Source organism: Janthinobacterium sp. UMAB-60 (genome assembly GCF_900095235.1).
In the GTDB taxonomy this organism is placed as follows: domain Bacteria; phylum Pseudomonadota; class Gammaproteobacteria; order Burkholderiales; family Burkholderiaceae_D; genus Janthinobacterium.
Genome location: NZ_LT607483.1, coordinates 497,751 through 509,637 on the forward strand (window position 1 = coordinate 497,751; position 11,887 = coordinate 509,637).

Sequence of the window (11,887 nt, forward strand, 5' to 3'; positions counted from 1 at the left end):
ATATACGCGCGTGCTGCAGAACATTGCTCTGGAAGAAGTTATCGTCTTCAAGGAATACAGTGTCGACCGCAACGGAGACATGAAACACGTGTCCGAATGCCTGACCGATCAATGGTCGAACGCGCGCGACCGGCGCAGCAAGCGCCGCAGCCCCGTTGAACTTGCATTATTGAAATAAATAGAGGACGTCCACCATGAAGATTTATCCCGTCATCCTGTCCGGCGGCGCCGGCAGCCGCCTCTGGCCCCTGTCGCGCGCAGCGCTGCCCAAGCAGCTGTTGCCGCTGGTATCCGACAAAACCATGCTGCAGGAAACGGCGCTGCGCCTGGCTGGCTGGCCGGAGATGATGGCACCGCTGCTGATCTGTGGCGACGAGCACCGTTTCCTGGTGGCCGAGCAGATGCGCGATATCGCCATCGAACCGTTGGCCATCATGCTCGAATCGGTGGGCCGCAACACGGCGCCGGCCGTCGCCGCCGCCGCCTGGTATTTGCAAGCGCTCGACCCGCAAGCCATCATGCTGGTGTTGCCTGCCGATCACGTCATTGAAGACCGGGCGGCCTTTCATGCGGCCATCGACAATGCGCTCCAGGCCGCCTCGCAAGGCGCGCTGGCCACCTTCGGCATCGTGCCGACGGCGCCGGAAACAGGTTATGGCTACATCCGTCGCGGCGCAGCCATCGCGGGCAGCGAAGCGTGCTACCAGATCGACCGTTTCGTGGAAAAACCCGATGCGCCGACCGCGGCCGGTTTTGTTGCCAGCGGCGACTACTTCTGGAACAGCGGCATGTTTCTCTTCAGCGCCGCCAGCTATTTGCAGGAATTGACGCAATTCCAGCCCGCCATGGCCAGCGCCACCGAAGCGGCAGTGCGCCTGGCTTACCGCGACCTCGATTTCTGCCGCCTGAGCGAGAAGGAGTTCGCCGCCTGTCCCGCCGACTCCATCGATTATGCCGTGATGGAACACACGAGCCGCGCCGTGGTCGTGCCGGCCGATATCGGCTGGAGCGACGTGGGCTCCTGGTCCGCGCTGCGCGAGGTCTTGCCGCGCGATGCAGCCGGCAATGCCGTGCGCGGCGATGTGTACCTGGACGACGTGAGCAATTCGCTGGTGCGCGCCGAAAGCCGCATCGTGGCGCTGATCGGCGTGCAGGACGTGGTCGTGGTGGAAACGGCGGACGCCGTGCTGGTGGTGCACAAGGACCAGGTACAGCGCGTCAAGCAAGTGGTTTCCCACTTGCAAAGCACGGGCCGTACCGAGCATTTGCAGCACACCAAGGTGTATCGCCCATGGGGTTGCTACGAAGGCATCGACCTGGGCGACCGTTTCCAGGTCAAGCGCATTACGGTCAATCCTGGCGGCAAGCTGTCCCTGCAGATGCATCATCACCGCGCCGAACACTGGATCGTCGTCAGCGGCACGGCGCAGGTGACGTGCGGCGATGAAGTCAAGTTGCTGAGTGAAAACCAGTCGACCTACATTCCTATCGGCATGACGCATCGCCTGGAAAATCCCGGCCGCCTGCCGCTGCACCTGATCGAAGTGCAGTCCGGCAGCTACCTGGGCGAAGACGATATCGTGCGCTACGAAGATGTCTACAAACGCGTCTAGGCACGCATGCAGCGCCAGGACAACGGTTCTGGCGTTCGGAGGTCTTCATCGAGCGGCATTTTCCGGCAATATCGCTTGGTAAAGCAAAGTCTTTCAAGGTAGATTAGTAACATGCCGCAAGCGTTTCTTGCCCCTTCGACCAGTACAGGCCAGTCTCTCCGCTTTGAAATACCTGCTCTTACCCTTGCTCGCCAGCGTCCTGGTGCAGGCCGACGCCCGCGCCCAGTTTGTCGCCCCCGCCATGTCGCCGGCGCTATCGGCCGGGCAGCTGGCGCTGGTGGTCAACGACGATGAGCCCAATAGCGTGGCCATCGCCGACTATTATCGGCAGGCGCGCAATATACCGGCTGCCAATATCGTTCACGTGCGCATCGCCAATCGTCCGCACAAGCTCAGCGCCGTCGAGTTCGCTACTCTGAAAAAGCAGATCGACAGCCAGCTCAGCCCTGAAATCCAGGCCGTGCTGATGGTCTGGACGGCGCCGTACGCCGTCGAATGCAATTCCATCACTTCCGCCTACACCTTGGGCATCGATGCGGGACTGTGTGCACGCAGCTGCGGCGCGGGCCAGCCCAGTCCCTATTTCAATGCCGCGCACGGCCTGCCGTATGCGCAATACAAGATGCGCCTGAGCATGCTGTTGCCCACCGAATCGGTGGCGCAGGCGCGCGAGCTGATCGAGCGTGGCGTCAGCGCCGGTTTTCGCCTGCAGGAAGCGAATGCGTATTATTTGACGACCGGTGAAACGGCGCGCAACAGCCGTGCGCCGTTTTTCCCGCCGGCAGGACGTTTGCCGACAAAAAAACTGAACATCAAGCGCCTGCGCGCCGACGAGCTCGACGGCGCAACGGACATCATGGTCTACCAGACGGGCATGGCGCGCGTGGCCAAGCTCGACACGCTCAAGTTTGCAGCGGGCGCGCTGGCCGATCATTTGACGTCGTATGGCGGCGACTTGTTGGGAACGGGGCAGATGAGCAGCTTGCGCTGGCTCGAGGCGGGCGCCACGGCCAGTTATGGCAGCGTTAGCGAACCGTGTAATTACTGGCAGAAGTTTCCGCAACCGACGGTGCTGCTGCAGCGCTATCTGTCCGGCGATACGGCGATCGAGGCTTACTGGAAGAGCGTGGCCTGGCCGGCGCAGGGTATCTTCATCGGCGAACCGTTGAGTACGCCATACCGACGCTGACAGGTATTAGCTGCTGCGGCGGCGCAGCGCCAGGCTGACGAGGGCCAGTCCGGCCAGCAGCATGGCCCAGGTGGACGCTTCCGGGATGGCCGGGATATTCGGATCGACCGGCGTCACCACCGGTGGCGTCACTACCGGAGGTGTCACCACCGGAGGCGTCACGACGGGCGGCGTTACGCTCGCGACGGTCGGATTGGTGCCAAACACGCCAGGGTCGCCGGAAGCGCCGCCAGTGGCGTCGGGGCTGACGAAGCTGGCAGCTGCCAGGCGTTCGGTGCCGCCAGCACTCGCCGCAGGCCAGCCGACCAGGCCAGCCGGCGCGAATGGCTGCAACGTTGATGCCGCATTGAAACTGTCCGTGCCCGTGCTGGTCAAGGCGCCAAGTATGGAAGCGAGCGGACGGCTGCTCACGCTGCTGAACTCCAGCGCATCCGATGGCAAGCGTTTTACGCCGGTCTTGGCATCGTCGCTGGGCAGGCTGCGGTGATAGGCGGCATCGTCACCGATGCTGCTGACCGCGCCGGGACCGACGCCATCATTCTTGAATTCATCGTAATTGATATCGCCATTGGACAGGCTGCACGGGCTGCTCACGCCTTCCATGCTGACGCCGGATGCGCCCTGGCCCTGCGCTTCTTTCGTGTTTCCATCTTGCATGGACTGCGAGCAATTCGGTTTTTTGCCAGGCGGCACGGCTTGCGGATTGACATAATAACCAGCGTAGGTATTCGCCTGGGCCGGCAGCAGAGGCAGCAGCAGAGATCCTGCAAGCAACAGTGTTGAGTATGAAGGGTAACTATTTTTTCTCATGATCAATCTTTCCTATCCCTGCTGTTTGCCCGTTGCCGTGGCTGCTGGCGGCAACTGAGAGTCTGTTTGCCGCCAGATGTTTATCTAGCGCAAGCAAATGGTAGCATACTTGCACTCTACGCAATTTCCCATAGTTTATTTTTATTATCAATTCATACATTTATGCATACTTTTATGCAACAAAATATTGTGTGATAGTCCAGCTTGGCATTCCTGTACGTGCAAAGTGCATGCATTCCAGTCAACTTTTGTCATCAAGCGGTCACGCTTGAATATTACTATCATCTGATAGTAAAAAGACTATTTAGTTGGCTAATGTTGTTGCCTGAAATTCAGCGCCGCCTGCTTGTATTGGCAGACCGGAACTTTAAATTTCCACCAGGAATTTTCATGAAAAATACTTACACTCCGGCTCACCCTGCATCAGCCGGGCGGTCCCTGCGCGCCGCGCCGTGGCGCCTGTCCCTCATGGCGGGCTTGCTGTCGTCGCTGGGCATGCCGGCACTGGCCGCTTCCGATATCGTCATCAGCCAGGTGTATGGTGGTGGCGGCAATACGGGGGCGCTGTACCGCAACGATTTCATTGAATTGTTCAACCGTGGCGCCAGTCCCGTGAACCTGAGCAACTGGAGCGTGCAATATGCTTCCGCCACCGGCAGCAGCTGGGCAGTGACGGCCTTGCCGGCTATCGATTTGCAAGCGGGCCAGTATTTGCTGGTGCAACAAGCCAAGGGCGCGGGCGGCACGCAGGACTTGCCCACGCCCGATGCCGCGGGCAGCCTGGCCATGTCGGGCACGGCGGGCAAGGTGTTGTTGAGCAATAGCAAGACGGCGCAAACGGTGGTCAACCCGACGGGCGCAGCCGTCATCGACCTGGTCGGCTTCGGCACGGCCAACGGTTTCGAGGGCAATGTGGCGCCCGCACCATCGAACACCCTGTCGATTGCGCGCGCGAACGGCGGCTGCAGCGATACGGACGACAATGGCTTGGACTTCACCAGCGGCAGCGTGACGCCGCGCAATACGGCCTCGCCGCGCCATGCCTGCGGCGGCCCCGTGGTGCACCAGATCATCACCAGCTGCCCCGCCAGCCTGGCCTTGGCCGTGGGCAATGGCGGCAACGCCGTGCTGCGCGCTTCCGATGTCGATGGCGTCGTGAATGCCGCGATCTTGAGTTCGCCCGCCGTGGCTGGCATCAGCCTGGCCAGTTTCAGCGCTGCCGGCGTGCCTGGCGAAAGCGCCAGCGTGAGCCTGCTGGTGGCTGCTGGCGTGCCGGTGGGCAATTATCCCGTCATCGTCAGTTTCAGCAACGACCAGCAGCAGACAGCCTCGTGCAAGGTGGACGTGGCCGTGCAGGGCCTGGCGGTCATCAGCCACACGATTCCGCAAATTCAGGGCAGCGGCGCGGCCAGCCCGTACGCCAATTCCGTGCAGACAAGCGAAGGCGTGGTGACACTGAAAGTGGGCACCGGCTTCTTCATCCAGGATGCGGCCGGCGACGGCGACCCATCGACGTCGGACGGCATCTTTGTCTACACGGGCAATACCGGCACCACGGTGCAGCCAGGCGAACTGGTGCGCGTGACGGGCACGGTGTTTGAATACACGCCCACGGGCGCAAAAAATTCCTACACGGAATTGAAAGACGTGACGGCCATCCTCACGCAAAGCGCGGGCCACGCCGTCGTGCCGACGAATGTGACCTTGCCCAACGACAACCTGGCGGCCGTGGAAGGCATGCTGGTGCGCTTCACGCAACCGTTGACCGTGTCGCAGAACGCCTACCTGGGCGCGCGCGGCGAATTGACCCTGTCGGCCGGACGGCGCGAAGTGCCGACCAACCGTTACCCTGCCGGCTCCGCCGAAGCGCAAGCCTTGATCGCGGCCAATGCGAACAACCTGATCGTGCTCGATGATGGCATCTTCGTTACCCCGCCGACGATACCGTATATCGGCCAGGATGGGACCGTGCGCAGCGGCGATACGGTCGCCGACCTGACGGGCGTGGTCGACTTTGGCGCCATCGGCGGTGGCGGCGCCGCGTACAAACTGCAGCCGACGCAAGCGCCGCAGTTTTCGCGTGACAACCCGCGCGGCGGCGCGCCGGAATTGGCGGCAGGCAACGTCAAGGTGGCCAGCGCGAATGTGCTCAATTTCTTCACGACCTTTACGAATGGCAGCAACGTGTTTGGCCAGACGGGGCAGGGCTGTACCCTGGGCACGTCGACCAGCAAGAGCAATTGCCGCGGTGCCGACAACCTGGCGGAATTCGTGCGCCAGCGCGACAAGATTGTCGCCGAACTGAAAGCCATCGATGCGGACGTGGTGGGCTTGATGGAAATCCAGAACAATGGCGAAACGGCCGTCACCTATCTGGTCGAGCAGCTCAACGCTGCCATCGGCGGCGTCACCTACGCCGTGGTGCCGAAGCCGGCCGCGACCGGCACGGACGCCATCCGCGTGGCGATGATCTACAAGCCGGCCAGGCTGGGCCTGGTGGGCGGCGCCTTGTCGGACGCCAACGCCATCAACAACCGTCCGCCGATGGCGCAAACCTTCCGCGCCGGCAATGGCGAGAAATTCTCGCTGATCGTCAATCACTTGAAATCGAAGGGCAGCTGCCCGTCCGGCGGGCTGGACGCGGACCAGAACGATAGCCAGAGTTGCTGGAACGCCACGCGCGTGCAGCAGGCGCAGCGGCTGGTGGGCAGTTTCGTGCCGCAAGTGGCAGCCGCCGCCGGCGACGCGGACGTGCTCGTCATTGGTGACTTGAACTCGTATGGCGCGGAAGACCCGATCCAGGTCATCACGGGCGCCGGCTTCGTGAATGAACTCGAGCGTTTCGTGCGCCCATCCGGCATGCCGTATTCGTATGTGTTTGGCGGCCAGAGCGGCTACCTCGACCATGCGCTGGCCAGCGCCGCACTGAGCCCGCAAGTGGTCGGTGTTGCCGAGTGGCATGTCAATGCCGACGAGCCGGAAGTGATCGACTACAACATCGATGCGGCCAAGCCGCAAGACTTGTACAACGCCCTGCCGTACCGCGCCTCGGACCACGACCCCGTCGTCGTCAGCCTGGACTTGCAGCCCGGCTACCGCGACATCACGGCCGCCGTGGCGCAAGCCAGTTCGGGCCTGACGTTCAACCGCGCGACGCAAAAGTACACGGGCACGTTCTCGTTCACCAACACGGGCACGGCGGCCATCAGCGGCCCGTTTCAGGTGGTGTTTGGCGGCTTGCCGGCCGGCATCAGCCTGAGCAACGCCACGGGCAGCCATGCGGGCGCGTCCTACATCACGGTGAACGGGGCCAGCCTGGCGCCGGGCGCGACGGCTTCGGTTGCCGTCAGCTTCAGCAATCCGTCGAAAGTGACGATCCATTATTCCGCCAGCATCTACGCCGGCAACTTCTGAGGACACCATCATGTTGACAACGACACTCCACCGTACCTTGCGCCGCGCCGTGCTGGCCGCCTTGCTTGCTGGCAGCTCCAGCCTGGCGCTGGCGGACACGCTCAGTTACCACGTGGAAATCGACACGCGCCAGTTCTCGGGCGCCGGCTTCCTCGACTTTGCCTTTATCGCCGGCAACAGCTCCGCACCGGGCGCCAGTGCCACCTTGAGCAACTTCTCGGGCGCGTTCGGCGCGCTGGCGTCGCAGGAAGGCAATGTCAGCGGCAGCGTGCCGGGCACCTTAACCTTCGGCAATAGTGGCGCCTACAACGACTGGTTTCACAACGTGACCCTGGGCGGCAAGTTCGCATTCAACGTGGTCTTCGGCGGCGACTTCCTGAACACGGCCGGCAACGCGGGCACGACGTTTGGCGTGGGCATGCTCGACTACACCGGCATGTCCTACTTGGGCAACGCGAATGGCAACTTGCTGCAATTCGAACTGACGCCGGTCAATGGCGGCTTGCCCGCCAGCATCGCCGGCAGCACCTATGCCAGCATCGCGTCGATATCGGCCGTGCCGGAGGCGTCGGAATGGATGATGCTGACGGGCGGCCTGGCGCTGATCGGCTTTGCCTTGCGCCGCCGCCAGCGCCTGCCAGTGGCGTAAGCACCGGCTCTGCCGGCCCGGGCCAGGCTTCAGCGCTGCGCATCGGGCACGCTGCGCGCGCCCCTGTCATTGACATGCTCTTCGGTGCTGGGCGAGACGCGCGCGACGAGGGGGCTGGCGCGCAGGCGCTTGACCTCGGCTGGCGTCAGCAGGGCGGCAAAGCCGTTCAGCGCGGCCGTATATTGGTATTGCACCGTGGCGTCGGGTACCAGCGCCAGCACGGTGCGCCGTCCCGCTTCCCGTTGGGCTTCCCGCTGCGCCGCGTCGGGCAGCGGGGTCAATTGCACACACAGTTGCACAATATACGGTTGGCGCTGCGCCGCCGATACGCCCGCTGGCAGCACGCTGGCGGCGGCCAGGAGGGCAAGGCTCAAGCGGATTGTAGACATGCAATTCCTTCGGCAGATGGCGGCGGCAGGGCCGCTCATGCGCCGATTGTACGCCCGCGCCAGGTCCGGTGGCACGCGATTTGCGTTAGTGCAAACGCGATGGTTTCCCCAGGGTTTTTGTTGTTTTCAGTACAAATAAAAGATTGTATTAACCATAAGCGGCATGGTAGCCTGCTAGGCATCAGGCAGGCGCGCGCCGTCTGTGCGCAGCCACCAGCGGCGCACATGGCGGCAATGTATTGAAGGTAGGCAAGAAGGAGTTACCGGATGCATGCAGCACACAGGCAGAACTTTGCGGCAACGCGCCATGCGCGCGGCTTTACCTTGCTCGAATTGCTGGTCGTCATCGTGATCATCGGCTTGCTGGCGGCCTATGTCGGCCCCAAATATTTCGCCCAGCTGGGCAAATCCGAAGTGACGGTGGCCAAGGCGCAGATTGAGGCGTTTGAAAAATCGCTCGATACTTACCGCCTCGACGTGGGGCGCTACCCGAGCACGGAAGAAGGCCTGGCCGCGCTGCTGGTGGCGCCGCCGGCCGCCGGCACGCGCTGGAATGGCCCCTACCTGAAAAAGGCCGTGCCGCTCGACCCATGGGGCCATGCCTATCAATACCGCGCACCCGGCAGCAAGGGCGAATATGACATCGTATCGATGGGCAAGGATGGCCAGCCGGGCGGCAGCGGCGAGAATGCCGACATCAGCTCGCAATAAGAGCCTATCCCAGTAGATGAATACATCCCCTGCTGGCGCCCCTCAGAAGCGGGGACTGCGTTGATCGTCGTCGCGTGGCTCGCCACGCGTCCTCCTCACGCCTTGTCCGCGCTCCTGATGAACTGCCAGCAGAAGACGCTCCCTACTGGCATAGGCTCTAAGACCAGCGCGCCCACTCCTTCGTCACGGCCACGCCATCATGCAGTTTGAAGTGCGCGCGCTTTCCACGGACCAGGCCGTTGCTACCCTGACGACGTGCGTAATCGACGGCCGCGACGAAGCGGACGCGCGCCGCCAGGCCGAGGCGCGGGGACTGTTCGTCAGCGCCATCCGTCCGCTGCGCGCCACGCCGTTCAGCGCGGCCGGGCGCCAGCGCGCGCGGGCGCTGCCCTTGCTGCTGTTCAGCCAGGAATTGCTGGCGCTGCTCAATGCGGGCCTGGGCATCGTCGAAGCGCTGGAAGCCTTGCTGGAAAAGGAAGCCGCGCCCGCCACGCGCAGCGTGCTCACGCGTCTGCTGGAAGGCTTGCGAGAAGGCAAGCGTTTTTCCGCCGTGCTGGCAGAGCAGGCCGAACTGTTCCCCCCTTTGTACATCGGCATCGTCAAGGCGGCCGAAGGCACCAGCGACTTGCCGCGCGCGCTGTCGCGCTACATCGACTACCAGCAGCGCATCGATACGGTGCGCAGTAAAATCGTCAGCGCCGCCATCTATCCGGCCATCCTGCTGGCCGTGGGCGGCGGCGTCAGCGCCTTTCTGATCAGCTATGTCGTGCCGCGCTTTGCCGAGGTTTACCAGGGCGCGGGGCGCAACCTGCCGTGGATGTCGCAAGTCATGCTCAGCTGGGGCCAGTTCGTCACCGAACACGGCCTGCTGCTGTTGCTCGGCCTGGCGCTGGTCGGCAGCGTTGTATTTACGGCCGTGCGGCACCTGCTGCGCCACGGCGGCGTGGCGCGCCTGCTGGCGACACTGCCCGGCATCGGCGAGCGCGTGCGCATCTATGAACTGTCGCGCCTGTACCTGACCCTGGGCATGCTGGCAGAAGGCGGCATCACCATCGTGCAGGCAATTTCCACCGTGCAGGCGATGGTCTCGCCGCGCATGCAGGCGTCCCTGCAGGGCGCGCGCGGCGCCATCGAGGCGGGCCAGCCCCTGTCGTCCGCGTTTGAGCAGCATCAACTGACGACGCCGATTTCCCTGCGCATGCTGCGCGTGGGCGAGCGCACGGGCGACATGGGCCCCATGCTGACGCAGTCGGCGGCCTTTTACGACGGTGAAATCAGCCGCTGGATCGACCGCTTCACACGCACCTTCGAGCCGCTGCTGATGGCCGCCATCGGCCTGATCGTGGGCGCCATCGTGATCCTGCTGTACATGCCCATCTTTGACCTTGCCGGCGATATTTCATGATGCACACCAGTCCCGAACCCGGCGCGCCCGGCGTGATCATCGACGCCGCGCTGCTGCAGCGCGCGCGCGCCCTGTGCCGGCAATCGAAGCGCAGCCTGGTCGAAGAATTGCGGCACTTGAGCGGCATCGACGCGCGCGCCGTGGTGCGCGCACTGGCGCGCCCGTTCGGTCTGGCCGTGCTGGAAACGGCCGACATGCTGGCATACGTCCCTGCCTTCGACCTGCTGCCGCTGTCGCAGGCCTTGGCGCGCCACAGCGTGCTGCTGCGCGCCGATGATGGTCAGCTGCTGGGCGTGATTGCCGACCCGTTCGATCTCGACCTGCAAACCTGGCTCAGTGCGCGCGCGGGACAGGCCAGCTTGACTGTGCGCCTGGCGCTGCAGGCCGACATCGGCGCCTACCTGTCGAAGCAGGAAGAATCGGCGCGCGCCGTCGACAGCCTGCTGCCCGGTGCCGCCTCGGACGCGCGGCGCGACGGCAAGATGGCCGCCGTGCTGTCATTCGCCAGCGTCTCGGAAGCGGCCAGCCCCGCCGTCAAGCTGGTCAACTCGACCTTGTACGATGCGCTGAAGGCGGGCGCCTCGGACATCCACTTGGAAAGCACGGCCGGCGGCCTGGCCGTCAAGTACCGGATCGACGGCGTGCTCGATCACGCCACGGCCGTCAACGGCATCGAAGTGGCCGAACACATCATCTCGCGCCTGAAGGTGCTGGCCGAACTCGATATCGCCGAACGCCGCGTGCCGCAGGACGGCAGCTTCCGCGTCGAATCGGGCGGGCGCGAAATCGACTTGCGCGTCTCCATCATGCCCAGCATTCATGGCGAGGATGCCGTCATCCGCATCCTCGACAAGCGCGCCATGATCGAGGCCTATGGCGCGCTGACCCTCGAAGCGCTGGGCTTTGACGCCCAATCGCTCGAAGCGTTGCGCGCGCTGGCGCAGGAAGCCTACGGCATGTTGCTCGTCACCGGCCCCACGGGGTCGGGCAAGACCACGACTTTATATGCGGCGCTGACGGAAATCCACAACGGGCGCGAAAAGATCATCACCATCGAAGACCCCGTCGAATACCAGCTGCCCGGCATTTTGCAGATACCCGTGAATGAAAAGAAGGGGCTGACCTTTGCCAGGGGTTTGCGCTCGATCCTGCGCCACGACCCCGATAAAATCATGGTGGGCGAGATCCGCGACCGCGAGACGGCGGAAATCGCCGTGCAGTCGGCGCTTACCGGTCACCTGGTGCTCACCACCGTGCATGCGAATAATGTGTTTGACGTGTTCGGCCGTTTTACCCACATGGGCATCGACCCGTATGCGTTCGTCTCGGCCCTGAACGGCATCTGGGCACAGCGTCTGATCCGCACCAACTGCCCCCATTGCGCCACCGACTACACGCCCGATGACAGTGAACTGGCCAGCGTGGGCCTGGCGCGCGCCGACGTGGCGCAGTATCAATTCAAGCAGGGCAAGGGTTGCGGCGACTGCCGCGGCACGGGCTACAAGGGACGCCGCTCGATCGCCGAAATCCTCGTGCTGACCGATGAAATCCGCGAACTCATCGTCGATAAAAAACCGATCCGCCAGATCAAGGCGGCCGCGTATGCGAATGGCACGCGCAGCCTGCGTCTGGCGGCGCTGGAACTGGTCAAGCGGGGCGCCACCACCATCACGGAAATCAAGAGGGTCACCCTGCATGCGTAGAAGT

At 63.5% G+C, this 11,887-nt stretch carries 9 protein-coding genes; 7 read left to right on the forward strand and 2 right to left on the reverse strand.

Features of this window, described 5'->3' with window-relative positions:
- The first annotated feature begins 194 nt into the window (after positions 1 to 194).
- On the forward strand, positions 195 to 1,613 hold the full coding sequence (locus tag K0F86_RS05575; protein WP_219133381.1) for a mannose-1-phosphate guanylyltransferase/mannose-6-phosphate isomerase: 1,419 nt from the start codon (positions 195 to 197) through the stop codon (positions 1,611 to 1,613).
- A 184-nt stretch (positions 1,614 to 1,797) separates the two neighbouring features.
- Positions 1,798 to 2,802, forward strand: a complete 1,005-nt coding sequence (locus K0F86_RS05580; RefSeq protein WP_306823181.1) for a TIGR03790 family protein — start codon at positions 1,798 to 1,800, stop codon at positions 2,800 to 2,802.
- A 6-nt stretch (positions 2,803 to 2,808) separates the two neighbouring features.
- Here the strand turns inward: K0F86_RS05580 and K0F86_RS05585 are convergent, their stop codons facing one another.
- On the reverse strand, positions 2,809 to 3,459 hold the full coding sequence (locus K0F86_RS05585) for a PEP-CTERM sorting domain-containing protein (protein ID WP_219133383.1): 651 nt from the start codon (positions 3,457 to 3,459) through the stop codon (positions 2,809 to 2,811).
- 543 nt (positions 3,460 to 4,002) lie between these two features.
- Here K0F86_RS05585 and K0F86_RS05590 point away from each other — a divergent pair.
- A complete protein-coding gene (locus K0F86_RS05590; protein WP_219133385.1) occupies positions 4,003 to 7,026 on the forward strand; it encodes an ExeM/NucH family extracellular endonuclease in 3,024 nt (1,007 codons plus the stop codon).
- A 10-nt stretch (positions 7,027 to 7,036) separates the two neighbouring features.
- Entirely contained in the window at positions 7,037 to 7,675 is a 639-nt protein-coding gene (locus K0F86_RS05595) for an NF038129 family PEP-CTERM protein (protein WP_219133387.1), read from the forward strand.
- A 29-nt stretch (positions 7,676 to 7,704) separates the two neighbouring features.
- Here the strand turns inward: K0F86_RS05595 and K0F86_RS05600 are convergent, their stop codons facing one another.
- Positions 7,705 to 8,064: a protease inhibitor I9 family protein gene (locus tag K0F86_RS05600; protein WP_219133389.1), complete on the reverse strand. Its 360-nt coding sequence runs from the start codon at positions 8,062 to 8,064 to the stop codon at positions 7,705 to 7,707.
- A gap of 267 nt (positions 8,065 to 8,331) precedes the next feature.
- Here K0F86_RS05600 and gspG point away from each other — a divergent pair, with 267 nt between their 5' ends.
- The 3 genes from gspG to K0F86_RS05615 all read left to right on the forward strand — a co-directional run bounded on the left by gspG (position 8,332) and on the right by K0F86_RS05615 (position 11,883).
- Positions 8,332 to 8,775 carry a type II secretion system major pseudopilin GspG gene (gene gspG / locus K0F86_RS05605; RefSeq protein ID WP_219133391.1) on the forward strand — a complete coding sequence of 148 codons (444 nt, stop codon included), beginning with the start codon at positions 8,332 to 8,334 and terminating at the stop codon, positions 8,773 to 8,775.
- 199 nt (positions 8,776 to 8,974) lie between these two features.
- Positions 8,975 to 10,180, forward strand: coding sequence for a type II secretion system F family protein (locus tag K0F86_RS05610; protein ID WP_219133392.1), 1,206 nt, complete (start codon positions 8,975 to 8,977; stop codon positions 10,178 to 10,180).
- Positions 10,180 to 11,883, forward strand: coding sequence for a GspE/PulE family protein (locus K0F86_RS05615; protein WP_219133494.1), 1,704 nt, complete (start codon positions 10,180 to 10,182; stop codon positions 11,881 to 11,883). The genes K0F86_RS05610 and K0F86_RS05615 overlap by 1 nt, the downstream gene beginning before the upstream one ends.
- The last annotated feature ends 4 nt before the right edge of the window (positions 11,884 to 11,887 follow it).

Coding starts and splice junctions, on each gene's coding strand:
- K0F86_RS05575 (WP_219133381.1), top strand. CDS start 195: ATGAAGATTTATCCCGTCATCCTGTCCGGCGGCGCCGGCAGCCGCCTC.
- K0F86_RS05585 (WP_219133383.1), bottom strand. CDS start 3,459: ATGCAAGATGGAAACACGAAAGAAGCGCAGGGCCAGGGCGCATCCGGC.
- K0F86_RS05590 (WP_219133385.1), top strand. CDS start 4,003: ATGAAAAATACTTACACTCCGGCTCACCCTGCATCAGCCGGGCGGTCC.
- K0F86_RS05595 (WP_219133387.1), top strand. CDS start 7,037: ATGTTGACAACGACACTCCACCGTACCTTGCGCCGCGCCGTGCTGGCC.
- K0F86_RS05600 (WP_219133389.1), bottom strand. CDS start 8,064: ATGTCTACAATCCGCTTGAGCCTTGCCCTCCTGGCCGCCGCCAGCGTG.
- gspG (WP_219133391.1), top strand. CDS start 8,332: ATGCATGCAGCACACAGGCAGAACTTTGCGGCAACGCGCCATGCGCGC.
- K0F86_RS05610 (WP_219133392.1), top strand. CDS start 8,975: ATGCAGTTTGAAGTGCGCGCGCTTTCCACGGACCAGGCCGTTGCTACC.
- K0F86_RS05615 (WP_219133494.1), top strand. CDS start 10,180: ATGCACACCAGTCCCGAACCCGGCGCGCCCGGCGTGATCATCGACGCC.